The sequence below is a fragment of the Pseudomonas sp. SLFW genome (assembly GCF_009905615.1).
GTDB classification, from domain to species: Bacteria; Pseudomonadota; Gammaproteobacteria; order Pseudomonadales; family Pseudomonadaceae; genus Aquipseudomonas; species Aquipseudomonas bambusae.
Window position 1 is genome coordinate 43894 of record NZ_JAAAKW010000016.1, and the last position, 24115, is coordinate 68008.

General features: G+C 59.7%; 28 protein-coding genes and 1 pseudogene. 14 read left to right on the plus strand and 15 right to left on the minus strand.

What is annotated here, in order from left to right; genetic code table 11:
• The first annotated feature begins 20 nt into the window (after positions 1-20).
• Positions 21-1361 (plus strand): DEAD/DEAH box helicase, encoded by a 1341-nt coding sequence (locus GVN17_RS23115; RefSeq protein ID WP_166597582.1) that lies wholly within the window; start codon positions 21-23, stop codon positions 1359-1361.
• Positions 1362-1528: 167 nt separating this feature from the next.
• Here GVN17_RS23115 and GVN17_RS23120 read toward each other — a convergent pair whose 3' ends face one another.
• The gene (locus GVN17_RS23120; protein WP_166597583.1) at positions 1529-1804 is read right to left on the minus strand and encodes a hypothetical protein; all 276 of its coding nucleotides are present in this window, start codon (positions 1802-1804) and stop codon (positions 1529-1531) included.
• A 182-nt stretch (positions 1805-1986) separates the two neighbouring features.
• Between GVN17_RS23120 and GVN17_RS23125 the strand changes: the two genes are divergently transcribed.
• Positions 1987-2394 carry a transcriptional regulator gene (locus tag GVN17_RS23125; RefSeq protein WP_166597584.1) on the plus strand — a complete coding sequence of 136 codons (408 nt, stop codon included), beginning with the start codon at positions 1987-1989 and terminating at the stop codon, positions 2392-2394.
• A 75-nt stretch (positions 2395-2469) separates the two neighbouring features.
• Here the strand turns inward: GVN17_RS23125 and GVN17_RS23130 are convergent, their stop codons facing one another.
• The 4 genes from GVN17_RS23130 to GVN17_RS23145 form a co-directional block, all read right to left on the minus strand.
• The gene (locus GVN17_RS23130) at positions 2470-3342 is read right to left on the minus strand and encodes a DUF6279 family lipoprotein (RefSeq protein ID WP_166597585.1); all 873 of its coding nucleotides are present in this window, start codon (positions 3340-3342) and stop codon (positions 2470-2472) included.
• A 63-nt stretch (positions 3343-3405) separates the two neighbouring features.
• Entirely contained in the window at positions 3406-4158 is a 753-nt protein-coding gene (locus tag GVN17_RS23135) for a TorF family putative porin (protein WP_166597586.1), read from the minus strand.
• Positions 4159-4330: 172 nt separating this feature from the next.
• On the minus strand, positions 4331-4816 hold the full coding sequence (locus GVN17_RS23140; protein ID WP_166597587.1) for a hypothetical protein: 486 nt from the start codon (positions 4814-4816) through the stop codon (positions 4331-4333).
• A 199-nt stretch (positions 4817-5015) separates the two neighbouring features.
• The gene (locus tag GVN17_RS23145) at positions 5016-5195 is read right to left on the minus strand and encodes a hypothetical protein (RefSeq protein ID WP_166597588.1); all 180 of its coding nucleotides are present in this window, start codon (positions 5193-5195) and stop codon (positions 5016-5018) included.
• A 380-nt stretch (positions 5196-5575) separates the two neighbouring features.
• Between GVN17_RS23145 and GVN17_RS23150 the strand changes: the two genes are divergently transcribed.
• The gene (locus GVN17_RS23150; protein WP_166597589.1) at positions 5576-6412 is read left to right on the plus strand and encodes a S1 RNA-binding domain-containing protein; all 837 of its coding nucleotides are present in this window, start codon (positions 5576-5578) and stop codon (positions 6410-6412) included.
• 135 nt (positions 6413-6547) lie between these two features.
• Positions 6548-6961 (plus strand): DUF2177 family protein, encoded by a 414-nt coding sequence (locus GVN17_RS23155; protein WP_166597590.1) that lies wholly within the window; start codon positions 6548-6550, stop codon positions 6959-6961.
• A 126-nt stretch (positions 6962-7087) separates the two neighbouring features.
• Here GVN17_RS23155 and GVN17_RS23160 read toward each other — a convergent pair whose 3' ends face one another.
• On the minus strand, positions 7088-7468 hold the full coding sequence (locus tag GVN17_RS23160) for a hypothetical protein (protein ID WP_166597591.1): 381 nt from the start codon (positions 7466-7468) through the stop codon (positions 7088-7090).
• Positions 7469-7721: 253 nt separating this feature from the next.
• Here GVN17_RS23160 and GVN17_RS23165 point away from each other — a divergent pair, with 253 nt between their 5' ends.
• The 3 genes from GVN17_RS23165 (at position 7722) to def (ending at position 9794) form a co-directional block, all read left to right on the plus strand.
• Entirely contained in the window at positions 7722-7913 is a 192-nt protein-coding gene (locus GVN17_RS23165; RefSeq protein WP_166597592.1) for a CsbD family protein, read from the plus strand.
• Between the two features lie 265 nt (positions 7914-8178).
• Positions 8179-9192 carry a YihY/virulence factor BrkB family protein gene (locus GVN17_RS23170; RefSeq protein WP_166597593.1) on the plus strand — a complete coding sequence of 338 codons (1014 nt, stop codon included), beginning with the start codon at positions 8179-8181 and terminating at the stop codon, positions 9190-9192.
• A 62-nt stretch (positions 9193-9254) separates the two neighbouring features.
• Complete coding sequence (gene def, locus GVN17_RS23175) at positions 9255-9794, plus strand: peptide deformylase (RefSeq protein ID WP_166597594.1); 540 nt, start codon at positions 9255-9257, stop codon at positions 9792-9794.
• A 95-nt stretch (positions 9795-9889) separates the two neighbouring features.
• Here def and GVN17_RS23180 read toward each other — a convergent pair whose 3' ends face one another.
• Positions 9890-10720, minus strand: a complete 831-nt coding sequence (locus GVN17_RS23180; RefSeq protein ID WP_166597595.1) for a class I SAM-dependent methyltransferase — start codon at positions 10718-10720, stop codon at positions 9890-9892.
• Between the two features lie 233 nt (positions 10721-10953).
• Here GVN17_RS23180 and GVN17_RS23185 point away from each other — a divergent pair, with 233 nt between their 5' ends.
• The 4 genes from GVN17_RS23185 (at position 10954) to GVN17_RS23200 (ending at position 14284) form a co-directional block, all read left to right on the plus strand.
• Positions 10954-11733 carry a phosphate/phosphite/phosphonate ABC transporter substrate-binding protein gene (locus tag GVN17_RS23185; RefSeq protein WP_166597596.1) on the plus strand — a complete coding sequence of 260 codons (780 nt, stop codon included), beginning with the start codon at positions 10954-10956 and terminating at the stop codon, positions 11731-11733.
• Positions 11734-11908: 175 nt separating this feature from the next.
• Entirely contained in the window at positions 11909-12922 is a 1014-nt protein-coding gene (locus GVN17_RS23190) for an ABC transporter substrate-binding protein (RefSeq protein WP_166597597.1), read from the plus strand.
• Positions 12923-13218: 296 nt separating this feature from the next.
• A complete protein-coding gene (locus tag GVN17_RS23195) occupies positions 13219-13785 on the plus strand; it encodes a hypothetical protein (RefSeq protein ID WP_166597598.1) in 567 nt (188 codons plus the stop codon).
• Positions 13786-13846: 61 nt separating this feature from the next.
• Positions 13847-14284: a nucleoside deaminase gene (locus GVN17_RS23200; RefSeq protein WP_166597599.1), complete on the plus strand. Its 438-nt coding sequence runs from the start codon at positions 13847-13849 to the stop codon at positions 14282-14284.
• Between the two features lie 139 nt (positions 14285-14423).
• Here GVN17_RS23200 and GVN17_RS30050 read toward each other — a convergent pair whose 3' ends face one another.
• The 6 genes and pseudogenes from GVN17_RS30050 to GVN17_RS23225 all read right to left on the minus strand — a co-directional run bounded on the left by GVN17_RS30050 (position 14424) and on the right by GVN17_RS23225 (position 20152).
• Positions 14424-14963 carry a methyl-accepting chemotaxis protein gene (locus GVN17_RS30050; RefSeq protein ID WP_371928604.1) on the minus strand — a complete coding sequence of 180 codons (540 nt, stop codon included), beginning with the start codon at positions 14961-14963 and terminating at the stop codon, positions 14424-14426.
• Positions 14958-15743 (minus strand): annotated as a pseudogene (locus tag GVN17_RS30055) (PAS domain-containing protein); the annotation flags it as partial. The pseudogene GVN17_RS30055 and the gene GVN17_RS30050, both read right to left, overlap by 6 nt.
• A gap of 467 nt (positions 15744-16210) precedes the next feature.
• Positions 16211-17212, minus strand: a complete 1002-nt coding sequence (locus tag GVN17_RS23210) for a diaminopimelate epimerase (RefSeq protein WP_166597601.1) — start codon at positions 17210-17212, stop codon at positions 16211-16213.
• A 255-nt stretch (positions 17213-17467) separates the two neighbouring features.
• Entirely contained in the window at positions 17468-18070 is a 603-nt protein-coding gene (locus GVN17_RS23215) for a LysE family translocator (RefSeq protein ID WP_166597602.1), read from the minus strand.
• A 56-nt stretch (positions 18071-18126) separates the two neighbouring features.
• Entirely contained in the window at positions 18127-18963 is an 837-nt protein-coding gene (locus GVN17_RS23220; RefSeq protein ID WP_166597603.1) for an AraC family transcriptional regulator, read from the minus strand.
• 97 nt (positions 18964-19060) lie between these two features.
• Positions 19061-20152 carry a DNA alkylation repair protein gene (locus GVN17_RS23225; RefSeq protein WP_166597604.1) on the minus strand — a complete coding sequence of 364 codons (1092 nt, stop codon included), beginning with the start codon at positions 20150-20152 and terminating at the stop codon, positions 19061-19063.
• A 272-nt stretch (positions 20153-20424) separates the two neighbouring features.
• Between GVN17_RS23225 and GVN17_RS23230 the strand changes: the two genes are divergently transcribed.
• Both GVN17_RS23230 and GVN17_RS23235 read left to right on the plus strand, forming a co-directional pair.
• Positions 20425-20763 carry a hypothetical protein gene (locus GVN17_RS23230; protein ID WP_166597605.1) on the plus strand — a complete coding sequence of 113 codons (339 nt, stop codon included), beginning with the start codon at positions 20425-20427 and terminating at the stop codon, positions 20761-20763.
• 37 nt (positions 20764-20800) lie between these two features.
• Positions 20801-21946 (plus strand): PQQ-dependent sugar dehydrogenase, encoded by a 1146-nt coding sequence (locus GVN17_RS23235; protein ID WP_166597649.1) that lies wholly within the window; start codon positions 20801-20803, stop codon positions 21944-21946.
• A 72-nt stretch (positions 21947-22018) separates the two neighbouring features.
• On the opposite strand, the gene GVN17_RS23240 is transcribed toward GVN17_RS23235, so the two are convergent.
• Complete coding sequence (locus GVN17_RS23240; RefSeq protein ID WP_166597606.1) at positions 22019-22453, minus strand: PACE efflux transporter; 435 nt, start codon at positions 22451-22453, stop codon at positions 22019-22021.
• A gap of 114 nt (positions 22454-22567) precedes the next feature.
• On the opposite strand from GVN17_RS23240, the gene GVN17_RS23245 reads away from it, so the two are divergent.
• Positions 22568-23464, plus strand: a complete 897-nt coding sequence (locus GVN17_RS23245) for a LysR substrate-binding domain-containing protein (protein WP_166597607.1) — start codon at positions 22568-22570, stop codon at positions 23462-23464.
• 3 nt (positions 23465-23467) lie between these two features.
• Here the strand turns inward: GVN17_RS23245 and GVN17_RS23250 are convergent, their stop codons facing one another.
• The gene (locus tag GVN17_RS23250; RefSeq protein ID WP_166597608.1) at positions 23468-24106 is read right to left on the minus strand and encodes a LysE family translocator; all 639 of its coding nucleotides are present in this window, start codon (positions 24104-24106) and stop codon (positions 23468-23470) included.
• Between the last annotated feature and the right edge of the window lie 9 nt (positions 24107-24115).

Consider the following 24115-nt stretch of genomic DNA (forward strand, 5'->3'; position numbering starts at 1 on the left):
ATTCCGCCGAGGTAACACCCGTGTTCTCCCAATTCGCCCTGCACGAACGCCTGCTCAAAGCCGTGGCCGAACTCAATTTCGTCGAGCCTACGCCTGTGCAAACAGCGGCCATTCCGCTGGCGCTGGAAGGACGCGATCTGCGGGTGACGGCGCAAACCGGCAGCGGCAAGACTGCCGCGTTCGTATTACCGATGCTCAATCGCCTGATCGGCCCGGCCAAGGTTCGCGTCGACATCCGCGCGCTGATCCTGCTGCCGACCCGCGAGCTGGCGCAGCAGACCCTCAAGGAAGTCGAGCGGTTCTCTCAGTTCACGTTCATCAAGGCCGGTCTGATCACCGGTGGCGAAGACTTCAAGGTGCAGGCCGCCATGCTGCGCAAGGTGCCGGACATCCTGATCGGCACGCCGGGTCGTCTGCTGGAGCAGTTGAATGCCGGCAATCTGGACCTCAAGCACGTTGAATTGCTCGTCCTCGACGAAGCCGACCGCATGCTCGACATGGGCTTTGCCGAAGACGTTGAGCGCCTGGCCAACGAATGCGCCAACCGTCAGCAAACCATGCTGTTCTCCGCCACCACCGGCGGTTCAGGCCTGCGCGAGATGATCGGCAAGGTGCTCAATAACCCTGAGCACTTGCAGGTCAACAGCGTGAGCGAACTGGCTCCGGGCACCCGTCAGCAGATCATCACGGCTGACCACAACGTGCACAAAGAGCAGGTGCTGAACTGGCTGCTGGCCAATGAGACGTACCAGAAGGCGATCATCTTCACCAACACCCGTGCGATGGCTGACCGCATTTACGGTCGTCTGGTGGCGCTGGAATACAAGACCTTTGTGCTCCACGGCGACAAGGACCAGAAGGACCGTAAGCTGGCGATCGACCGTCTGAAGCAGGGCGGGGTGAAGATCCTCGTCGCCACCGACGTCGCCGCCCGTGGTCTGGACGTTGATGGCCTGGACATGGTCATCAACTTCGACATGCCACGCACCGGCGACGATTACGTTCACCGCATCGGCCGCACGGGCCGTGCAGGGGCGGAAGGGCTGGCGATCTCGCTGATCACTCACGGCGACTGGAACCTGATGTCGAGCATCGAGCGCTATCTGAAGCAGAAATTCGAGCGCCGTACCATCAAGGAAGTGAAGGGTACGTACACCGGTCCGAAGAAGGTCAAGGCGTCGGGCAAGGCTGTTGGGGTGAAGAAGAAAAAGACCGACGCCAAGGGTGACAAGAAGAAAACCGCCGTCAAGGGGCCGACCAAGCGCAAGACGGTGAACCGTCCGAAAGCCGAGTCGCTCGTGAGCCAGGACGGTTTGGCGCCGCTGAAAAAGCGCGTGACCCGTCCGCCGGTTTCCGAGTAAACGTCAGCTCCAATTACGTGACTGTGGGAGCGAATTCATTCGCGAAAAAAGGGCTCAACCGATAGAAAAAATGTCGGTTGTACCCTTGCCTGGCGAATACATTCGCTCCGACAGGTGATCTGCAGGGGCGGGTCGTTCCGCGTCAGAATGGGCACTCTCGATACAAATCATCCCTCTGCTTTCTTCGCCGCCTCATCCATCTCCTTCAACCGCTGATCTATCAACTGGCATTTGTCCGGCACGTCATTCGCTGACGTCTCCAGTTGCATGTCTTTGATCTCTTGATTCAACTCCTTCGCCTTCGCAGGGTTCTGCTGCGTCAGCTTGTGAACTTCCTGCGCCAGTTGTTCACGCTTGGCTTCAGCCTCTTCCGGCGTGCACGCCCAGACCGACGTGCCCACGAGCAGCGTCAGCGCGGCGGTGATGCTCATCAGGGTTTTCATGATTGCCTCGGTATCTCTTGCCTGCGTAAGGAGTGGAGGGGGCGCTGGAGGCAAAAGTTCAGCGCGAAGCCGCTGGGCGCGTGGGCTGAACGGCTGCGAATGAGGTCGGTCACACCTTTCGAGCACCACCGCCCGACGACCGGATGTCGCGGGCTTTCATCCCTGCTCCTGGAGGTTGGAAGATGTCTGACAAATATGACTGGGACCTGATCGAGCGACTGTTGCATGAAGTCCAAAACAGCGCTGATAAACCGTTTGCCCCGCGCAAATACGCCGAAGAGCATGCTGCGGCCAGGGCGGCTGCCGGTGATAATACCGGGGATCTGGACGCGCTGAAAAAGCGCGCTGCCGATCTGGAGTCGTTGCTGTTCAAGAACGGGTTCATTGAATCGCGGCCAGAGGAAGAGGGCGGCAACGGCGAGAATTTTGTGTTGACGCAACGAGGTTCACGGCTCTTGGCGATGATCGAGAGCGGAATCCCGGGCGACGCCCCTCCGCGTCAGGTGCTGGACGAGCAGGCCGATGCCCTTGATCCGGCGACCTTTGACAAGGTGTCGTTGAAGGCGCAGGTCGCGCCGGGCGCTATTTGACGTCCTGTCTGGCATGCCGGGGCGGCGTACTCAACATCGCCGCCGTCGGCAAGCCAGACTGCTACAGAGGAAGAATCACGACGCTTTTTTCACCCCTTTCAAACAGCTCAGGTTGGTAAAGTCCTGCCGTACATCCGCGATCTTTGCCAGCAGCTTCTGTCGCTGATCAGGCGAGCTTTGCGCCATCAAATCCGTGATCAACGAAATGGCCGCCTGCTCGGTGTGGTCGTACGCCGCCCGGTATTCCGGCGTCCAGAACGTCTCGCGATCTTGCAGCAACCGAGCGATTCTCTGATCGAAATCCGGCGCCTGTCGCTGTTTGACGGCCGTCACCAGCAGCGATTGCCAGTGGGCGCGGTTGTCGATCCAGACCCGGTTCTGCTCGCCCAGTGACGTCGACCATTGCATCACGCGATCCTTTTGCGCCGGGCTAAGTTTGCCGACCCACGGGTTCAGGCGTTTCTCCATGCGTTGCGCCCTGTCCTTGATCTGTTGGTCCAAGGGCTGATCGACGTACTCCGCTTCATGCTTGCTCAAGTCTTTGGCGAACGCGGCCTCCATCTCACTGACCTGCTGATCGTCCAACTGGCGCAGCAACTCGACCGCCGACGGCGTGATTTCATGGGAGATGGTCGCGATGGCCTGACGGGCCTCGGCGGTGCGCACCTTGAGCTGAGTTTCGTTGACCTGATTGGTTTCGACCATGTTCTGCAGGCGGTCGAGCCATGTGAGGTAGTCAGGAATTTGGGTGGTGCAATGCCAGGTCAGGTGTTCCTTGATGCGCTCGTCGAGCCAGTCTTTCTGATTCGAGTGCATCGCCAGATAGTCGCTGAGTGACCACGGAATGATCAGGTCCAGATGCCGGTACGTCAGACCAATCTGGCTACACCCTGCGACGAGCAGCAGGCTGAGCCACAGCGAAATACAGGTCTTCAACACAATGCGCATGTCCGCTCCTTGCCGGTTCGTCTCCTCTTTATAGAGCGAGTCAGGGCAAGGCGGTTCAGCCGATCAGAAGAACGAGCGGACGATCTTGAGGGTCACTGCGCTTTCGCACTGGGTGTTATGCCCACTGTAAGCGCTGCAATCGGCACCATTAAGGCTGGAGCCGCTGTACATCAGGTTCATGTCCATCCCCAGCCATGGGCGGGAAATGTTGAACGACCAGTCGTTGTAGGCGCTTACCACACCCCCGCCGTCGATGACCGTAGGCGCATCGAGCTGGTGATTGCCGTATTGCATGCGCAGGTCCAGCCCCAGTGGCATGAAACCGCCCAATGCGCCAAGGTCGAGAAACAGCGTGCTGTCCTGACGCCCGGCGTCTGTGCTCACGGCGGTGCCGATGCGGCTGTCAAAAATGCGAAAACCGGCGTACAGCTCGTGGCTGTCGATCTGACTGGTATTGGGGTAGCTGTAGCGGATCACGCCCAGCTCGTAGCCCAGGGTTTTGTCGAAGGGTTTCTTGAAGCCCAGGTAGGAATCGACTTCAAGGGTGGTGTTCGGCGCCAGGCCCGCGCTGGGCGACCACTGGCCGAAGTAGAAACCGCTTTCGTGGGTGAGGTCCAGGCCACCGTGGAACTTCGAGTCTCCCGCGCTTGGCGTCACCAGCCCCTGAGCCATGGAGCGGCTGGGCGTGGTGCCGAGTTTGAGACTGAAGTCTCCGAGGTCACGTTCCAGAACCTGAGCCCGAGCGGGGGGATGGATCAATAGCGCACCTGTCAGCAGCGCGCCGGTCCAGCGGGTAAAACAGCGAGCATAAGGCATGCTTCACTCCTGTTCGGATTCAGAGGAGTGGATCGAAGGTACTTATCTGAATGATGGGCGCAACGCAGGAGCGCCGATAAGAACCGCGAGCTAGAGCCTCGCAAGCATACCGGCGAATGCGCGCATGAATCGACCGCTGGTCGATTCATGGCAGAAAATGTGAACTTCGCAATCAGTTGTTCTGTGAAATCAACTTGTTGACCACGATCAGCGCTTGAGGAAATGACGGGTAACCGCTCTTGGCGACGTCCAGTTCGTCGTACTTCGCCCGGTAGCTACGGGCCTTGTCCTGATCTACAGAGCCGGACAGTTGCGCGAGCAGCGCGATGGCCAGCGGGTATTTCTTGTCGGCGGAGCTCTGCAGCAAATCATGCACCTGCGAGCCTTCAGGGTTCAGCCGCAGTTGCAGCACCGCCTGATAAAACTCGGCTTCCCCGGTCTTGTCCTGTTTGGCTGCACGGCTCAGCAATGCGCTCGCCAGTTCGTAACTGTCCTGACGACGCTCGTTGATGATCCACTTGGCCTGCAACATGTCGTTCTGATAGAGCAGGTAGTCGGATCGGCAACCGCTGCCAACCGTCGTGACATCGCAGCCCTTTGTTACACAGCCACCCAATCCAAGACAGAGCAAGGCGCTGAAAAACATCCATTTCTTCATATCGGATTTCCGCTGAGACGTCGGGTCATTCAGGGCATCGTCCGGCCTGTCACCTACAGCCGCCAATCGAAGACGAGTGGCCTGTGTCGAGACAGTAAAGCAGAGCTTTGTAGAAGCGGGCTTAATGATTCTGGGAGCGATGGACCTGGCGCCTTGTGATCAAAGCGCCTGGATGTCGACCGCGGAGGCGGGGAAAAATTTACTTTTTACCGAGGGAGATCTGTTTCGATGTGCCGAAGGTCTGGCCGCTGACGCCTTTTGCGATCTGCTGGATTTCGCCGCCGGACTTCAGGAAAGCCGCGATTTGTGCGTTGATCGAATCGCTGGTCTCAACGGCAGGAGCTGGCTTGGCTTTCGAGTTGGATGCTTTTACGCGCATGGCTGCAATTGACCTATATAAATTTAATACGGCCGGCCATCTTATCGGAATACGCAGAAAATTGCGCGGTAAATATACAGCCTGCGGGGGAGGACGGTATTGACTGCGACGCAAATCATACCTTGGGAATACCCGCTAACTGCCTGTTTTAATTGCGTGGGCATCACCGAAATGCGACCCGCTATGGGGGAAATTTTTTCGCGAAATCGCTGATTCGATCTGACGAATGGAGACGATTTCCCTTTTCTCTGGCCGCCTGCCTCCACCAATGCCTTGATTTTCAAGGCCCGCAACGCCTGCTGAGAAACGGCCCTCGCACGACCGGCCAGACCGCGCCAATCTCGGGTAGAATGCCGCCCACGCAATGAGGGTATTTGGACATGGCTTTAGTCGGGCGCTACAACAGTTTGCAAGTGGTTAAACACACTAACTTCGGTTTATATCTGGACGGTGCGCAGGACGGCGAAATATTGCTGCCCAACCGCTATATTCCCAAAGATATTCCCAGTGAAGACGAAGACTGGTTAAACGTCTTCATTTATCTGGACAGCGATGACAAGTTAATTGCCACCACGGAAAAACCGAAAGTTCAGGTCGGTGAATTTGCCAGTCTCAAAGTGGTGGAAGTGAACAGCATCGGCATCTTCCTGGACTGGGGGTTGCCCAAGGACCTGCTGCTGCCGTATTCCGAAGAAAAGCGTCCGCTAAAAGCCGGGGATTATTGCGTGGTGCATGTCTATCTCGACAAGCACACCCGCCGCATCACCGCCACGTCGCGCCTGGACCGCTATCTGGACAAAGTGCCTGTCAACTACACCGTGGGGCAGGAAGTGGACCTGCTCGTGGTTGAAGAAACGTCCATGGGCTTCAAGGCCGTGATCAACAACAAGCATTGGGGCCTGATTCACAAGAATGAAGTGTTCAAGTTCCTGCGTTCCGGCAAACAGGAAAAAGGCTTCATCAAGGAAATACGCAGCGACGGCAACATCAGCCTCAGCTTGCAACCCGTGGGCGAACAATTGGCGAGCAGTCTGAACACCAAGATCCTCGACAAGTTGCGCCAGAACAACGGCGTGCTGCCCGTCAGCGACAAGAGCGATCCGGCGGTTATCAGCAACCTGTTCGGGGTCAGCAAAGGCAACTTCAAGAAAGCCATCGGCGCGTTGTACAAACAGGGTCAGATCGTGATTCACGCGGACCGTATCGAACTGGTCTGATTCACCCCTTCCTGCGCGGCTCGCATCGCCGTCGAGAGAAAGCGCAACGCTTTTTGCAGCTATCGTCGATGAACGCAGGTCACAGCCAATGAGCGCGCCAACCGGTGCGACTCATGGCTTGCTCGGGGTGTGCCCATGAAACGATTTCTCAGCGCTTATCTGTCCACGCTCGCAGCGTTTCTGGTGCTCGACGGCCTCTGGCTTGGTGTATTGATGGGGCCGACCTATCGCGCCTGGCTGGGGCCGTTGATGCTGGAAACCCCCGTGATTTTCCCGGCGCTGTTGTTCTACCTGATCTACATCGTGGGCATCGTGGTGATCGGCGTGTTGCCAGGTGTGAGGGCTGGCAGCCTCAAATACGCAGCGGGGTATAGCGCGTTGCTCGGGCTGATGGCCTACGGCACCTATGACTTGACCAACTGGGCGACCTTGCAGGGCTGGCCTTCGCAACTGGCGCTGGTGGACTGGGCGTGGGGAACGTTCGCGTCGGGTGTGGCGGGGGCGGTGGGGTGTTGGACCGTGCGCAGGTTCAAGGTCCAGGCGATATGAATCTGTAGGAGCGAATTCGCGAAGGCATTTCAGGCGACGCATCGCATCGGCTGGACCCTTTTCGCGAATGAATTCGCTCCTACAGGATGATTTGCACAGGACTGATAAGGCGAAGTATGCCCTTGATTACTTCTGCACGAATGCCGCAAAACTCAGATTAGCGCCGTTAGGACGCATGTCCTTGAGGTACGAATCCTTGTCCGCTGACAGCTCCAAGCTGACCGTGGACTTGCGTTTGCCTTCGTTGCGAATCACCACGCCGTCCTTCTGCTCACGCAGGAACCTGGTCGTCACCTTGAGGTGAATCAGCTCGTCGGTGCTCGGCGCGTGCAGCAGCAGATGCAGCCATTCGTATTGACCGACCGCCAGACGCGCGACGGGAAGGTCGAACCACCAGATGTTGCGTTTGGGGTCGAGTACGGCGAAATGGGTGTTGTTGGTGCCCAGCACGGCGCCACCCAGTTGCTCATTGCGGCGCGCGATGGCCTGCTGCTTGTCAATTTTCATAACGTTCCTGTGTAGCGCTTTCTCGTGATCCTGAGGGTGTGTCCGCTGAAAGGGCAGGATAATCACAATCCGGTTCGGCCGCGCATTCTCCGGGGTTGTCCGGCAAACATAAAGCCCAAACTGGAGCTGGCGATGAAAAGCCTCACAGCCGACGAAAAAACCGCCTCTGAAATAATTGAAACTCTCGCGGACGGGGGCCGGTCAATGTTTATGTCGAGGTTATGACACCTGATTCTTACCGAGGAGAAACACGATGAGCAGCACTGGCGATAAAGTCAAAGGCATGGCCAACGAAGCAGCCGGTAATGTCAAACAAGGCGTCGGCAAAGTCACCGACAACGACAAACTCAAAGCCGAGGGTAAGGCGCAAGAGCTCAAGGGCGAAGCGCAACAAGCGGTTGGCAAAACCAAAGATGCCGTGAAAAAAGGCGTCGACAAGGCCTGATGGCCTGCGCGCTGCGGCTTCGGTTAATCAGGAGCCCCTGGCGACACACTGCATGACCCGTAGCGGCCATCCTTTGATGGCCGTTATTGTGTCCGGCCCAAAACATTCTGCAACAGACATCCTGCAACGTATTCGTCGTGGCAAAAGTGCTTAACTGGATGTAAAAAGCCGCCCCGTTCCAGAGGGCCTATGGAATTTCAAAGCGTTTGCCCGCTCGTATAGGTAAATGTGCTTCAGATACGTCTACGTCGCGAAAGGAGACGCCATGATATTCCCGGATTTGCGCCAGCTACGTGTGAGAACCGTGTTGGTCAGGACGGTCAAAGAGTTTCTCGACGACGAGATGTCGACCTACGCCTCGGCGTTGGCTTACCAGATGTTGTTCTCGCTGTTCCCGTTTCTGCTGTTCCTGATCGCGCTGATCGGCTTCCTGCATTTGCCTGATTTTTTCAGTTGGCTGCGTTTGCAGTCGGAAATGGTCCTGCCGCCTGTGGCGCTGGATCAGGTCAACCCCGTGATTGACCAGTTGCAACAGTCCAAGGGCGGCTTGCTGTCCATCGGTATCGTGATCGCCCTGTGGTCTGCCTCGGCAGGCGTACGGCTGATGATGAGCGCGATGAACGCTGCTTACGACGTCGCGGAAGGGCGCCCTGTGTGGAAGCGTATTCCGTTGTCGGTGCTGTACACCGTGGGCTTTGCCGGGATGTTACTGGCGGCTGCCGCGCTAATGGTCACCGGCCCCCAGGTGATGAGCTGGCTCGCCGCGCAGATCGGCATGGAAGCGTTCATCGTTACGCTGTGGACGCTGTTGCGTTGGCCAGTGATCATCATTTTGCTGATGGTCTCGGTGGCGACCATGTATTACCTGATGCCTGACGTGAAGCAGGAATTCCGCTTCATTTCGCCCGGTTCGGTGCTGGCAGTGGTGGTGTGGATCGTGGCCTCGCTGGGCTTTGCCTATTACGTGAAGACGTTCGCTAACTACGACGCCATGTACGGCAGCATCGGGGCGATCATTGTTCTGCTCCTGTATTTCTACATTTCCGCTTCGGTCTTGCTGCTGGGCGCAGAGATGAATGCCGTGATCGAGCACATGTCCGAAGAGGGCAAGGCCAAGGGTGAAAAAGTGGCGGGCGATGGCGGTGAAAATGCGGATGGTGAGACCGTGATTGCGAAGAAGCACGTCTCGGGTCTGGGACGGGATCACACCCACGATCACGATCATGATTACGAACCGGCGCTGCAGCCCCTGCAACCGCTCAAAACCGATAAACCCTGATCGATCCTTGTGGCAGGATGCGCATCTGACCGGTGCATCCGCCCCTTTCGAAAGGTTCTTCCATGATTCGTGAAATTCTGAAAATGGGTGACGAGCGCCTGCTGCGTATTTCGCCGCCCGTGCCCCAGTCGATGTTCGGCTCGCGCGAGCTGAAAACCCTGATCGACGACATGTTCGAAACCATGCGCAGCGTGGGGGGCGTCGGGTTGGCCGCGCCGCAGATTGGCGTCGATCTGCAACTGGTGATCTTTGGTTTCGAGCGCAGTGAGCGTTACCCGGATGCCGAGGCTGTGCCGCAGACCATTCTGCTCAATCCGCTGATCACGCCGCTGGAACCGACCGTGGAAGAAGGCTGGGAAGGGTGTCTGTCCGTGCCGGGTTTACGCGGTGTGGTCGAGCGTTACGAGCACATCCGCTATGAAGGGTTCGATCCCGATGGCAAGGCGATTCAGCGCGAAGCGCGAGGGTTTCACGCACGGGTGGTGCAGCATGAATGCGATCACCTGATCGGTCGTCTGTACCCGTCGCGGGTCAAGGATTTCACCCGCTTCGGCTTCACCGAGGTCCTGTTCCCCGACATGGACCCGAATGCGGATGATTGATCGCGGGGGTAGGAAGTGAAATGTGACCTCATTGTGGGAGCCAGCAAGCCGGCCCCACAGGTGCTTTTGCGCGCTACAGACCGTTTTCTTGAAGCCTATTTGCCCGGTTTGACGAACCGCAATGTCATTCGGTCCGACTCGCCAATCGCCAGGTATTTGTCCTTGTCCTGATCACCCTTCACCAACGCGGGTGGGAGGGTCCAGACGCCGTCGGGGTAGTCCTTGGTGTCCTTGGGGTTGGCGTTGACTTCGCTCTGACCCACCAGCTTGAACCCCGCGGTTTCGGCCAGCTTCACCACGTAATCGGTGGGCAGGTAGCCGTTCTTTTCGTTGTCCTTGGCCGTGGTGCCCGGCTTGGCCCGATGGTCGACCACGCCCAACGTCCCGCCCGGTTTCAGCACGGTGTAAAACGCCTTGAATGTGGCGGCTTCATTGCCTTCATCGACCCAGTTGTGCACGTTGCGGAAGGTCAGCACGGTGTCCGCCGAACCAGGCTTGCCGAAAACCGGAGCCTTGGGGGCATACGCTACGACGTCGACCTTGCCGTAATGCGCAGGGTCGGCGGCGTATTTCTGCCGGAGGCTCTCGGCGGATTTTTTCGCATAATCGTTTTCCGAAGGGTCGACGATGGCGGCGACGTAATGACCTTTGTCCTTGAGCAACGGGGCCAACACCTCGCTGTACCAGCCATTGCCCGGCGTGATTTCGATGACCGTCTGATCGGTGCGCACGCCAAAGAAGGTCAGCGTCTGTTCCGGATGCCGGTACTGATCGCGGGCCGCATTTTTGGGCACGCGCCAGTCGCCCTTGAGCACTGTGGCGAACTGTTCATGGCTGATGTTTGACGCGGAAGCAGGTGTGGCGGCAGTGGCCAGTGACGACCCGAAAAGGGCCGCGAGGGAAACGGCTAACAGCGTTGTTTTCATGTGCATCCCGGTTAACGGCAGGAAGTGATGGCCGAGGCTAGCACGCACACTTGAGGGACGCGTGGCACATTTGGTTTGGTCGTCATAACCAAACGATCTACATCTTTTCCGGTCTCGATGTACAACGTTGTATCGGTCATGTGCAGAATTGCAGGGCCGCTTCTTCCTTACGTGAAGGATCAGGGGGTTCGAGTATTCCTTTGGCGACCTTCGCACCCGACCGGTATCCCGACATGGCTCAAGGCTACGCAGAATTAAGAATGTACGTTGCCCCTGACCGCGTGCGCGAGGCGCAGGAGCAATGGGTGAGCCGCGTGCTTGAACTGCTCGGGGCAGAACGCCTGGACGCCCAGTCGCTTGATTTGCCGCAGCTCTGGCTGTCGCCGCATTTATTGATCACGCAAACCTGCGGCTACCCGCTGATGACCCAACTGCGGGGGCAGGTTCAGGTGGTGGGACGTCCGGTGTATCAACTGCGCCACAGCGCTGATGGCAACCATTGCAGCGTGCTGGTGGCGAGGACCGATGATGCGCGTGGGCGGCTGGAGGATTTCCGCGGCAGTCACGGGCTGCTCAACTCCCGAGACTCCAATTCCGGCATGAACCTGTTTCGCCACGCGTTGGCACCGCTGCAAGAAGGCGGCACTTTCTTCGCCCAAGTGTCGTTGACCGGGGGCCATCGCAACAGCCTCACCGCGATCAAGGAAGGGCACGGGGATCTTGCCGCCATCGACAGCGTGACCTTCGATTATCTCGCTCGGGATCACAGCGAGGAGGTGGCGGGAGTGAAGGTGATCGGGCGCACCGCCGAGGGGCCGTGCCTGCCCTATATCACCCGCGTCGGCGCGGATGCCGAGGCGATTCGGGCCGCGTTGAATCAGGCCCTCAAAGACCTGCCGCACGTTGCGCAGGTGCTGGCGATCAGCGAAGTGCTGCCCGCCCGCGAAGAGGATTACCAGGTGCTGCTCGATTACGAACAACATGCGCACCGCCTGGGATTGCCAGCGTTGTGAGCCGCCTCGCAGATCACAGGTTGGGGGCTGATGTGAAAAAACTGAAACCTGCGACGTGCGCGCAGGTCTTGAGTGAAACGTGTGCTGTGCCGAAGCCGACCGAGCCTGCCGTGACAGGGGCTTGATCGCTGACGATGTGACCGACCTCATTAACCAGAACTAAAAAGAGACAACCATGACATCGATCAAACACTTGCTGGGCGGCTCGCTGCTCGCGTTGGCGGTTCTGACCCAGCCCGCGCACAGCGCTGAAAAGACCACGCCCATTCACTTCGGCGACATCACTTGGGAAAGCGGCAGCCTGATCACAGAAGTCCTGCGGACTATCGTCGAGAAGGGCTACGGTTACCCGACCGACAAGCTGCCAGGCAGTACGGTCAGCCTCGAAGCGGCGCTGGCCAAGAACGACATTCAAGTGATCGGTGAAGAGTGGGCCGGTCGCAGCCCCGCGTGGGTGAAAGCGGAATCCGAAGGCAAGGTCTACGGCCTCGGCAACATCGTCAAAGGCGCCACCGAAGGCTGGTGGGTGCCGGAATTCGTGATCAAGGGTGACCCGGAAAAAGGCATCAAACCCCTGGCGCCGGACCTCAAATCGGTGGCTGACCTGCCCAAGTACAAAGACGTGTTCAAAGACCCGGAAGACCCGAGCAAGGGCCGGTTCCTCAACAGCCCGACGGGTTGGACCTCTGAAATCGTCAACACCCAGAAGCTCAAGGCGTACAAGCTCAACGACACCTATGTGAACTTCCGCACCGGCTCGGGCGCGGCACTGGACGCGGAAATCGCCTCGTCGATTCGCCGTAACAAACCGGTGCTGTTCTACTACTGGTCACCGACGCCGTTGCTGGGCCGTTTCAAGCTGATCAAGCTGGAAGAGCCGCCGTTCAATGAGGCCGCGTGGAAGACGCTGTCCGATGCCTCCAACCCGAACCCGATCGGATCGGCCTCGTTGGCCGCGCACTTGGCCATTGGCGTGTCCGAGCCGTTTCACAAGCAATACCCAGAGCTGGTGAGCTTCTTCGAGAAGGTTGATCTGCCGATTGATCAACTGAACAAAACCCTCGGCGAAATGAGCGAGAAACGTCTGGAGCCGGATGCGGTGGCCAAGACGTTCCTGAAAGACCACCCGGAAATCTGGACTGCGTGGGTGCCTGCTGACATCGCGAAGAAGGTCTCGGCGGGGTTGTAAGTCGTTTCGAGCAATTCCCCTTGTGTGCACGGGCTTGCCCACGAAGGCTGATTCCAGAAACCACAGGGATGTGGATGATCTGGCCCCTTCGTGATCAAGCCCACTCCCTTCTGTGCCGGTCTTCCAGACTGCAATCTCCTCTCAACCTTGCCCCGAATCTGTGGTCTCACCCCTGAACGCACCGCTCGCCTTGAGCCGGGCACGCGTTCGATCAGTTGGTAAAGCGTCGCTCAACTGCTAGCGTTCGGGGGAGTCAGTGAGTTGATCACACAGATAAAAGTCGCCGGGGAGAGGACATGGGATATAGCAGATCGACTGCGTTGACGATTTTGAACTTGGCGGCCGGAGGGCTGTTTGGCGTATTGGTGGGGGCGTCAAACTGTGCGATGGCGGGCGACACCGCTCCCGATCCCTCAGCCTCGCGCCCAGCACAACCCTCCGCTCAGCCACCGGCCACCGCATCTACAGCACCCGACGCGCTGGCTTTCGTCAAGGATCATCATTTGGGCGAGAGCCTCGGCTGGCTGGGGTACCAGGTGGCGTCGCGCACTGTGACGTTCACCACCATCGTCGAAGCCGTCGGACGCACCAAGGCTCAGGAAATCGTCAAGGACGAACTTCAGTATTTGCAGCCCCAGTATCAACAGGAATGGGATCGAAACCTCGCCGCTGCCTACTCGGCTTCGTTCACCCCTGACGAACTGACGGCCCTCGACGCGGGTGATCCCCCGCCTGAAATCGCCAATAAATTCCGCGCCAAGCAGCGCGACGTCGGCATGGACATGAAAGGCCGTTCCAGCGAGTTGCTCAAAGTCTATGTGTCGACCGCGCTGGACAACGCGCTGAAAAAAGCCAAGCCTTGAGGCGTCGGGTGCTGCGAGCAGCGTCCGGCCTATTTTTTGATCGACAGGGGAAGGAGAGACCATGGACCCATTCATGCAGGCGGCCATCGACGAAGCGCAGAAGGGGCTGGACGAGGGTGGCATTCCCATCGGCTCGGTGATCGTCCACGACGGCAAGATCATTGGTCGCGGCCATAACCGTCGCGTGCAAGAAGGCAGCGCGATCAAGCACGGCGAAATGGACGCGTTCGAAAACGCCGGACGCCAGCCCGCCAGGGTTTACCGCGAAGCCACGCTCTACACGACCCTGTCACCCTGCGCGATGTGCAGTGGCGCGATCCTGCTGTATGGCATTCGCAAGATCATCGTCGGCGAGAACGAAACGTTCATGGGTGAAGAAGCACTCTTGCGCTCGCGAGGCGTGCAAGTGGACGTGGTGCACAACGCCACCTGCATCGGGCTGATGAAGCAATTCATCGCCGACAAGCCTGAATTGTGGAATGAGGATATCGGCGAATAAATGTTGGCGGATGATTGATCCTGTGGGAGCGAGTTCATTCGCGAAGACGTCAGTACAATCGATAGGGATTTATTGACTGATCGTCCGTTTCGCGAATGGATTCGCTCCCACAGGTGCGTAGTGTTCCCGAGTGATGGGCTCAATCCAGCCGCAACGTCGAATTGAACTGGCTGATCGCATCCACCACATGCCGCGATCCCTGCTGGATTTCCAGAATCACTTCCCCGGCCTCATTGGCCAGTTCCACCCCGGTGCCCGTTCGGCTGAGGCTCGACTGCATGCTCGACACCGCGCTCTTGGCCAGCTCGTTGTTCTGTCGCACCACGTCCACAATCTCGATGGTCGCCTTGCTGGTTCGCGCTGCCAGCCCTCGCACTTCATCGGCCACCACCGCAAACCCACGGCCGTGCTCTCCCGCGCGTGCGGCCTCAATGGCCGCGTTGAGGGCCAGGAGGTTGGTCTGATCGGCAATCCCGCGAATGGTCTGGACGATGGTGGCGATGATTTCCGACTGTTTGTTCACCGCATCGATGCTGCGCGCCGCTTCGTTGAGGTCATTGGAAATCTGCTCAATCACCTCCACCGTTTGCTGCACCACGCTGGAACCCTTCTGCGCACAGGCATCGGTGCGCACCGAGGTGTCGTGGGCAGTGGTGGCGGCGTTACGCTGCACGGTCACTTGTTCAGTGATGTCGCTGGCGAATTTCACCACCTTGTACAGACGCCCTTTGGCATCGAACAGCGGGTTGTACGTCGCTTCGAGATAGACCGTCTGACCGTGCTTATCGACCCGCTCGAAACGATGGGCGTGGTATTCGCCGCGATTGAGCGATGCCCAGAACGCTTTGTACGCCGGGGACTCCACTTCGGCGCGGGTGCAAAACAGGCTGTGGTGCTGACCCACGATCTCGGCCAGCGTGTAATGCATGGTCTTGAGGAAGTTTTCGTTGGCCGTGATGACCCGACCGTCAGGGGAGAACTCGATCATCGCCATCGAGCGGCCGATCGCGCAGATCATGCTCTGGTTTTCGTGGCTCTTGTGCGCCCGAGCGGTGATGTCCGACGCCACTTTGATCACGCTTTGAACCCTGCCGTCGGTGTCATAGACCGGCATGTAGCTCGCTTCCAGCCAGATTTCCCGTCCGGATTTGTCCAGACGCATGAACTCGCCGCACAGCGGTTCGCCACGGGCCAGGTCGCGCCATAATTTGCCGTAGGCCTCGCTGTCGCAGAACGCTTTCTCGCAAAAGATCCGGTGATGCTTGCCGACCAGCTCACCCGGCTGATAGCCCATGGTGAGACAAAAATTCTCATTGGCGTCGAGGATGATGCCATCCGGCGTGAATTCGATCATGGCCATGGAACGGCTGATCGCCGCCAGCTTGGCCTTCGACTGGCACAGCGCGGCGGTGGAAACTTGCAACTCGGCTTCGACAGCCTTGCGGACGGAATTGAACATGGGCCAGACACCTCGATAATTACGAAAACGCGGTCAACGCGACCGTCTTCCTTGATTGGCTGATACGGAAATCGACCTGAGGGCGTCGTGCATGAGTCATGGCGGTATGACATCGCACGGCAATGAGCACTGCCGAAAAGGGCTGCCGGGCGCGTAATAGAAGGGTTGGGGAATGTTAAAACTTGTGAATACCAGTCGTCTGATCACAATCGAAGCGATCAGCGGTAGTCGATTTGCGGGGTGACCGAGCCTGTCCATATGCGGCGCCTGACTTCCAGTGTCGATGACTGATGCGGCCCGTGCACGGCGTGTTGTCAGCGCCGAGCCACGTTGGATCAGAGCATAGTCAACCTCATGGCGGTTGCAATCCGAATAGTGGCAATTTCACATGCGATTGCGTTGGAATTCACAAATGACCACATAAAACTGCGCCGTCTTCAGGAAGGACAGCGCGACGGTGGGGTAGATCAGTGCTGTGGATGGGCCGCGCCGAACAGCTGGACCTGGTGCAATTGGCCGTTCTGCTCGATGAGCCGGATCGGTGCTGTGCCGCCGGGCATCACCACCTCAACCAGACCCGCCTCGACCCAGCCGCAGAGCCAGGCCGTCGACGCCACCGCGCTGGCGCTGGTTCCGGAGGAGGCGGTCGGCCCTTCGCCGCGCTCGAACACCCGCGCCATGATCCGGTTGGGGGCGATGCGCGCGGCCCATTGCAGGTTGATGCCAGCAGGGCAGGGGTCGCCATCACCGAATTCGCCCGCAGCGAAGGCGATGCGAGTCAGGGCATCGTTGAGAGGGGCGTCGTGCAGCGCATCGAAACCGGGCAGGGACTCCACGTCCGGGACCAGCGTCACGCAATGAGGGTTGCCGACTCTGACGAACACGCTGGTGTGCCAGTGAGGGTGCAGCGTGGCGAGCCGTTCGACGCGATTGACCGGCGCGTCATTGTGTGTGGTCTCGCTGACGCCTGGCCCGATGGCCCCGACCGCTTTCGCCCCGAAGCCTGGCGTGCCGATGTCCAGCCAGAACCCCGACACGCTGTCGATCACGGTGGGCATCGCTTGCGTCGGCACCGGGCTGGCGGAGTCGGCGCTGTCGTGATGCACCCGTAGCGTGAACGCCTGATCCAGCGGTGTGCGACCGGTGTCGGCCAGGGATTGCGAGAAGATGGTCAGCCCGTTGCCACTGCGCTCGGCGAGGGTGGCGTCAGTGTTGACGATCAGCACGTCGAACGGCGCTGTGTCCTGAAACGGACCGACCAAGAGACCGTCGGAGCGATGAGCCTTGCTGCCCGCCGGCCGCTGGCCTTCAGGCCAGTCACAGATCGCCGCCACCGCCTGAGGCGCCCAGCTTAGACGGGCCAGCGCGGCGTCGGCGGCAGACAGCGGCACATTCACACCCAGCGCACGCAGGGCTTCAGGGGAAATCACAGCGTAGATATTGCCGCGCGCGTCGTAGAAAGGGGCCATGGCGGGAGGTCCGGAATTCGTGTTGAAAGCCGGCATTAAATCATGTGGGCGTCCCTTGCACAGATTTGTCATTGCGGCCGGGATCAGTCTTCAGGCTTCTGCAAAACCTGTAGGAGTGAGCTTGCTCGGGAAGAGGCCTGTACATCCGCCACATTTCTAGCGGCTAAGCCTCAGTCGTCGCGAGCAAGCTCACTCCTACAGAGGATCGCAGTTCTTCAGCGACCCTGGGGCATGTTGGCGACAACGCGGGAATTCTCACACCACCAACGTCAACCACGCCGATGCCACCAGCAGCAGTGCCATGACTTGATTGAACCGTTTCATGCTCTGCGGCGAACGGAAAAACTTCGCAGCGCTCACGCCCAGGTAGGCCCACGCAGCCATGCACGGGATCGCTACCAGAAAGAACGTCAGCGACAGCCACATCACCCGCAGCATCCGATCCGCGTCAGTCCCGGCAAACACACTCACCACGGCCAGCGCCATCATCCAGGTTTTCGGGTTGACCAGTTGCAGGCTGGCAGCGCTCCAGAGCCCCAGTCGCGGCCCAGTGCTCGCTTGGTCAGGATCAATGGCCTCGGCGGGCGCGCTGAAAATCTGCCACGCCAGCCAGGTCAGCCAGGCGATGCCGACCCACGCCATCACCGTTTGCACTTGATGATGACGGGCCAGCACGTCGCCCAGCCCCGTGCCGACGACCAACACCAGCAACGCCGCCCCGGCGCAGCCGCCCACGACGATCGGCAGTGTGCGCAGCAAGCCATATCGGGAGCTGTTGGTCAGCACCAGAATGTTGGTCGGGCCAGGGGTGATCGAAGAGACGAACGCGAACAGCAGGAACGGCAGAAAGGCTTGCATGGGGAACAACTCGGCAGCGAAGGATCATGCCGTGATGATCGCGGCGCGGGCGGGTGTCAGTCTGGAAGATTTGAGCAGCGCTTGCGGTAGTCGGCAGGTGCCATGCGGTAGGCGCGCTGGAACCAGCGGCCCAAATGGCTCTGATCGGCAAACCCCAGCGCCGCCGCGACATCGACCGGCAGTTCACCCCAGGCCAGCAGGCGGCGGGCGCGGGTCAGGCGCAGTTGAATGAGGTAGGCATGGGGCGCCAATCCGAAGGCTGCCTTGAACGCCCGGCTCAAGCGAAAACGGTCGACGCCGGTCACCGTCGCCAAATCGTCAAGACCGATGTCCTGATGCAGATGACTGTGAAGATAATCCCGCGCCCGTTGCGCCACCAGCGGCAGGCGCGGATCGGGATTGATCAGCGCACGCCAGCGCAAATGGTCCGTGAGACTCGATAAAAGGTTGTCCAGCGCGGTCTGGCGCACGATGCGCAGCTCGCCACTGTGCATGGCTTCGAAGGCGTTCGCAGTGGCGATGGCCAGGCGGTTGTCGTCGGCCAGGGTCGCGGCAAAGCTGACGTGCCCGTTGTCCGGCGCCTCTTCGAACTGGGCGCGCAACTCCCGGTCCATCCAGTGCGGGTCGAGGTACAGCGTGCGGTAGGTGAAGCCGTCCGCTTCCGGCGCGTGTCCGTCATGAATTTCGCCCGGTTCGAGCAGAAACACCTTGCCCGGCGTGCTGTTGTGCTGCTGACGACGGCAGTTGAATTGCTGCACGCCTTGCTCGGTAATGCCCACCAGATAACTGTCGTGCCAATGCGGGTCGTACGCATGCCCTTCGAAATGCGCGCGCACCGTCTCGATGCCGGACAAGGCGTCCTGCTTGAGATCGATCCAGTTGCGTTCGGGCATGGAGGCTCCTGAAAAAAGAGGCACGGCTGCACACGTTAGCGCCCAGCCTACCCTCAGGTCTGGAAGATTTGTGCAGCAGCCGACCGGCTGCCTTCGTTCACGCGTTCAGGTCGAAGCCGCTGCGGCCCAGGCATTCACCATTGATCAACACGTCCACCTCGTGCCGTCCGGCGTAATGCACGCGGGTCGTGAAATTGCGCACCTGTTGCTCGCGGCGCAGGGTCACAGACGCGCCAGCGGCCAATTCCAGCGTCTTGAACTTGAAGACCTTGGCCGAGGTGCCGCCCGATTTTTTCACGTAATGAATCGCGTAATCGATGATCAGGCGCTGAACGTCCTTTGATGTGGAGGTCAGCGTGAACGCCAGCTCGATCCGCTCACCCAGGCTGATGGCGTCAGGCGTCACTTTGAGGTCGCTCAACAGCACCTGCGCTTTTTCGCCCGCACCCATCAGCGTCAGCGCACGCACATCGCCTTTCTTGATCAATGAGCGCAAGGCGTGGCGAGCGATCCAGGCGCTGTTCGGGTTGTCCAGCGACCATCCCTCCAGTTGATCGAGCACCCATTCGGGGTTGTCTTTGGTGATGTCGTTGAAGTGATTGGCCACCGACTTGCGCACGTACAGGCTGTCGTCGGCCTTGAGATTGTCGAGGATATCCAGCACCGGCGAGGGATCGACCATCAGGTTTTCCAGCCGAAACGACCACGGCAGGCGAGGGCGGCATCCTTCACTCGCTAGACGCCGGACGTGCGGGTTGTCGTCAAGTGACCAGCCGTGCATCACCTCGATGGCCCGTGAGAAATCCCGGCGCAAGAAGTGCCGCACGGCGAATTCCGAAGAGCCGAAGGCAGTGAAAAACTTCAGCGCTTCCATCGAGCGTTCAAAGTCGTCCTGACCGTACAAAGCGACGTATTCCGGGAGGATCAGGCTGACGAACGCGCTGTTCAAGCGTGGGGCCAGTTGATAGAGGATGTCCAGTGCCGCGAGATAATCCTGGGGCAGTCCGGCGTGCAGGCTTTGGCTGACCCGGTTCAGGCGTTGCATGAGGGACAGGCCGTCCAGACCCTCTGTCGCCTGGGCGATAAAGCGCTTGCGATCAAATGCCGGATAGACCGCGAAGGTTTCATCGGCAATGTGCTTTAGCCGTTCGTGGTTGAAGATTTCCTTGAGGGCAGGGGCGTCGGACATGGCAGGTTCGGAACTCGGCGGCTTTTTTCGTCGGCAGAGGTTACACCCAATCCCGGGCCCGATCATCGAAGGCAGGCGACTGCCCGCTTTCCAGGCTCTCCCAGACTTTCCCAGGCTCTCCCCAGACACTCATCGTTACAAAGTGAAATGCCCTACCGGTTGCTCATCCTTTCTCGCACCGCGAATCTCTCTGCGCATCTCGTGGCGAACCTAGGGCCGCCCGCGCCATCCAATACCGGACTCGCCACTCAATCATGCCTCCGAGGTCAATGATGAACAGCTTTCTGCGACGTCTTGCTCTGTCTTCCCTGACTGCCTTGTTGGGCGTCGGCGTGGCTCATGCCGATGTGCCTTCCGCGCAATCCCCTCAACTGTTGGCCTCGGCCAGCTACCCCAACCGCAGCAACAACAACGTCGATGACGGCGCCATTCGCCGCGCCAATCCCAACAGCCGCCAAGGGACTCAGCCCATTGCGCCGGTCCCGCGCAATTCGACCCTGAATACGTCACCCCAACGCATGCCCACGCTGGAAAACGGCGGCATTGGCAACGGCTACCCTACTCGTCAGCAGTCACCGCGCCCGTCCAGCAACGCGCGCGGCAGCAACTAAAACCTCAGCAAAAGGATCGCCCATGTCCCATCGCAGCCTGTTCCGCAAGACCCTGATCGCCACGCTGTGTGCAACGGCCTTTTTCAGTCTCTCGTTGCAAGCCTCCGCCGCCACGTACAAAAGCGAGGAGGGCACACTGACGGTGGACGAGGTTGTGGGGGGCTTGAAACACCCGTGGGCTGTGGCGTTCCTGCCGGACCACAAAGGCATGTTGGTGACTGAGCGCACGGGCAGCCTGCGCGTGGTCAGCCCCGACGGCAAGCTTTCGGCGCCGCTGTCCGGCGTGCCGAAAGTCTGGGTGCAGGGGCAGGGCGGCTTGCTCGATGTCGTGCTGTCTCCGGACTTCGCCAAGGACCGCATGGTCTACCTGACCTACGCCGAAGCCTCGGCGGATGGCCAGACCGGTGGCACTGCCGCAGGGCGTGGACGGCTGTCGCCTGACATGACCAAAATCGAAGGCTTCACGCGAATTTTCCAGCAGCAACCGAAGTTGTCCGTGGGCAATCATTTTGGCTCACGAATGGTGTTCGACCAGGACGGCTACCTCTTCATCGCTCTGGGTGAAAACAACAACCGGCCCACCGCCCAAGACCTCGACAAGCTGCAAGGCAAGATTGTGCGCTTGAACGCCGACGGCTCGGTCCCGGACGACAACCCCTTCGTCGGCCAGAAAAATGTCCGCCCTGAAATCTGGAGCTACGGCCACCGCAACCAGCAAGGCGCCGCACTCAACCCTTGGAACGGCACAGTCTGGACCAACGAACACGGCCCCATGGGCGGCGACGAGATCAACATCATCGAACGCGGCGCTAACTACGGCTGGCCGATTTCCACCTTCGGCATCGACTACAACGGCCAGCCGATTCCCGAATCCAAAGGCAAAATCGTCGAAGGCGTTACCCACCCGTTTCACGTCTGGGAAAAATCCCCGGCCATCAGCGGCATGACGTTCTACAGCGCCGACAAATTCAAGCAGTGGGACCACGACATCTTCGTCGGCGCGCTCTCCGCGCAGGTGCTGATCCGCCTGGAACTCAAGGACGACAAAGTCGTGCACGAAGAACGCCTGCTGGGCGACCTTAACGCCCGCATTCGTGACGTGCGCCAAGGGCCGGATGGCTATCTGTATGTGCTGACGGATGAAGAGAACGGGAAATTGCTGAAGGTGGGGTTGGCGCAGTAAACGGGTTGTGAGCTGTCATACATGGGGCTCATTTCCGATTGGAATGAGCCCCATGTATGGGTGCGCTGTCCCTCAGCCGGACACCGGCTCCCGCGCCGACGCCGGCACATCGAACACCCGGTCGAACCCCCACTGAAACACCAACGCATAAAAGAAGAAAAACACGAACAAACCCAGGTTGGTCGCCAGCGCGCTCCACCACGTGATGTCCAGCCACCAGGCCACCAGTGGCACCAGCATCACCACCAGTCCACCTTCGAAGCCCAACGAGTGCAGCAGCCTGCGGCCCAAGGTCCGTGTGCGGCTGGTCTGGCGGGCTTCCCAGTATTCGAACAGGGAGTTGTAAACCATGTTCCAGAGCAGCGCGCTGGCCGAAAGCATGGCGGACAGCGCGCCCGCATGGGCCAGGCCGTCGTCGTAGATCAGTGAAAGGGTGGGCGACAGCACGGCAATCGCGATGACTTCGTAGAGGATGGCTTGAACCACCTTGCGTGTGGGGCCTTGCATGGGCTTTATCCTGAGGCGTGAAGAACGATGGCCGTCACCCTACCGAATCGTCGGCGTCGGGTGAAATGAGATAAATTGACTCCGCATCAATTCATTTCATGCAGGGAGCTTTCCGTGTTTTCCACTCTTCCGCTCAATGCGTTGCGCACCTTCGAAGCGGCGGCGCGGCTGGGCAGTTTCAAGGCGGCTGCCGAGGAACTGTCGGTGACGCCCGCGGCCATTTCCCATCAGGTCAAGACGCTGGAAGCCTGGCTGGGCGCGATGCTGTTCGTTCGGTCCGGTCAGGGCGTGGCGCTGACGGAAGAGGGCGAGCAGCTGTATCGCCAGAGCCATCAGGCGTTGCTGGACATCCGTCGCAGCCTGGAAAGCTTCAGCCCCGAAACGGCTTCTCAAACCCTGACGCTGTCGACCACGCCTGCACTGGCGTCGGCGTGGCTGATTCCCCGATTGGGCCGTTTTTATCGGGCATTTCCTCAGTTCAATGTCCACATCGACACGCGCAATGAGCTGGTCGATCTGTCGCGTGATTCCACTATCGACCTTGCGATCCGAACCGTCAGCCGCGATGACCCGAGCCTGTTTCAGCAGGACCTGATGAATGAGTGTTTCGGCGTCTATGGCGCGCCCGGTCTGCTGGACGCGCTGGATGAGCATCGGGTGGAGTTGATCGATTTGCGCTGGCCGATGCCGGGCGCTTTTTCGGTCAACTGGAAAAGCTGGTGCGAGGCTGCAGACAGCGACGGTTGGCTGAAAAAGGCGCGAATTCGTCAGTTCGACGACGAGCATTACGCCTTGAGCGCCGCAGTCGCCGGGCATGGGCTGGTGCTGGCGAGCACTGTGCTGGTGGCGGACAGCGTTGCGCGCGGAGAGTTGGTGGCGTTCCGGCCGGAGGTCAGCCTGCCCGGCCCGCGTTATGTGGCGGTGTGTGTGCCGGGTCGTGAGCGTGATCCACAGGTGAAGGCGTTTTTGGCGTGGCTGTCGGAAGAGGCGGCGGCCACACCCTTACGCTGAATGTCAGGGCTTGCGCGGCAACAACCCCGGCACCGCGTGGGTCAACGCGTGAATCGCAAACCCGATAAACATCACCCCGCACAGCCGCGTGATGGTCAGTTCGTGGCGCTGATACAGGGTACGCACGTGGCGAGCGCCGACCACGCCGATGATGATGCCGTAGGCCGCGATACCCCCCAAGGTGCTGATCAGAATCAACAGCGGCAGCATTGACCAGTTCAGCAGATCGACCCGGCTGGAAAGCAGCGCGGTGAACGTCGCGACTGCCACCGGGTAGGCTTTCGGATTGGTCAGGCCAAACATGATGCCGTGCCAGAACGGGTGGCGGGCTGGGGCTTTGGGCTCGTCTTCGCTGCTGCGTTCGGCGCGAATCGCCCGCCAGCCGAGCCAGAACAGGAACAGTCCACTGATGACCCCCAGCACGTCGAAGGTCGTTGACCCGATGACCTTGGCGCCGATGATCGCGGCCAGCGCGGTGCTGCACCAGATCACATCCCCCAGCAGATGCCCGCAGAGAAACGCCGCACCCGCGCGTCGCCCCTTGGATGCGCCGATGCCGAACACCGCCAACACCCCTGGGCCGGGCGAAATGGCGTAAATGAAGCCCGAGGCAAGAACGGCAAGCAGCAGCGAAGGGGTCATGACGGAAAT

Bases quoted from the DNA above. Each gene is read 5' to 3' on its own strand.
- GVN17_RS23120 (WP_166597583.1), bottom strand. From the start codon at position 1,804: ATGAAAACCCTGATGAGCATCACCGCCGCGCTGACGCTGCTCGTGGGC.
- GVN17_RS23125 (WP_166597584.1), top strand. From the start codon at position 1,987: ATGTCTGACAAATATGACTGGGACCTGATCGAGCGACTGTTGCATGAA.
- GVN17_RS23130 (WP_166597585.1), bottom strand. From the start codon at position 3,342: ATGCGCATTGTGTTGAAGACCTGTATTTCGCTGTGGCTCAGCCTGCTG.
- GVN17_RS23135 (WP_166597586.1), bottom strand. From the start codon at position 4,158: ATGCCTTATGCTCGCTGTTTTACCCGCTGGACCGGCGCGCTGCTGACA.
- GVN17_RS23140 (WP_166597587.1), bottom strand. From the start codon at position 4,816: ATGAAGAAATGGATGTTTTTCAGCGCCTTGCTCTGTCTTGGATTGGGT.
- GVN17_RS23145 (WP_166597588.1), bottom strand. From the start codon at position 5,195: ATGCGCGTAAAAGCATCCAACTCGAAAGCCAAGCCAGCTCCTGCCGTT.
- GVN17_RS23150 (WP_166597589.1), top strand. From the start codon at position 5,576: ATGGCTTTAGTCGGGCGCTACAACAGTTTGCAAGTGGTTAAACACACT.
- GVN17_RS23155 (WP_166597590.1), top strand. From the start codon at position 6,548: ATGAAACGATTTCTCAGCGCTTATCTGTCCACGCTCGCAGCGTTTCTG.
- GVN17_RS23160 (WP_166597591.1), bottom strand. From the start codon at position 7,468: ATGAAAATTGACAAGCAGCAGGCCATCGCGCGCCGCAATGAGCAACTG.
- GVN17_RS23165 (WP_166597592.1), top strand. From the start codon at position 7,722: ATGAGCAGCACTGGCGATAAAGTCAAAGGCATGGCCAACGAAGCAGCC.
- GVN17_RS23170 (WP_166597593.1), top strand. From the start codon at position 8,179: ATGATATTCCCGGATTTGCGCCAGCTACGTGTGAGAACCGTGTTGGTC.
- def (WP_166597594.1), top strand. From the start codon at position 9,255: ATGATTCGTGAAATTCTGAAAATGGGTGACGAGCGCCTGCTGCGTATT.
- GVN17_RS23180 (WP_166597595.1), bottom strand. From the start codon at position 10,720: ATGAAAACAACGCTGTTAGCCGTTTCCCTCGCGGCCCTTTTCGGGTCG.
- GVN17_RS23185 (WP_166597596.1), top strand. From the start codon at position 10,954: ATGGCTCAAGGCTACGCAGAATTAAGAATGTACGTTGCCCCTGACCGC.
- GVN17_RS23190 (WP_166597597.1), top strand. From the start codon at position 11,909: ATGACATCGATCAAACACTTGCTGGGCGGCTCGCTGCTCGCGTTGGCG.
- GVN17_RS23195 (WP_166597598.1), top strand. From the start codon at position 13,219: ATGGGATATAGCAGATCGACTGCGTTGACGATTTTGAACTTGGCGGCC.
- GVN17_RS23200 (WP_166597599.1), top strand. From the start codon at position 13,847: ATGGACCCATTCATGCAGGCGGCCATCGACGAAGCGCAGAAGGGGCTG.
- GVN17_RS23210 (WP_166597601.1), bottom strand. From the start codon at position 17,212: ATGGCCCCTTTCTACGACGCGCGCGGCAATATCTACGCTGTGATTTCC.
- GVN17_RS23215 (WP_166597602.1), bottom strand. From the start codon at position 18,070: ATGCAAGCCTTTCTGCCGTTCCTGCTGTTCGCGTTCGTCTCTTCGATC.
- GVN17_RS23220 (WP_166597603.1), bottom strand. From the start codon at position 18,963: ATGCCCGAACGCAACTGGATCGATCTCAAGCAGGACGCCTTGTCCGGC.
- GVN17_RS23225 (WP_166597604.1), bottom strand. From the start codon at position 20,152: ATGTCCGACGCCCCTGCCCTCAAGGAAATCTTCAACCACGAACGGCTA.
- GVN17_RS23230 (WP_166597605.1), top strand. From the start codon at position 20,425: ATGAACAGCTTTCTGCGACGTCTTGCTCTGTCTTCCCTGACTGCCTTG.
- GVN17_RS23240 (WP_166597606.1), bottom strand. From the start codon at position 22,453: ATGCAAGGCCCCACACGCAAGGTGGTTCAAGCCATCCTCTACGAAGTC.
- GVN17_RS23250 (WP_166597608.1), bottom strand. From the start codon at position 24,106: ATGACCCCTTCGCTGCTGCTTGCCGTTCTTGCCTCGGGCTTCATTTAC.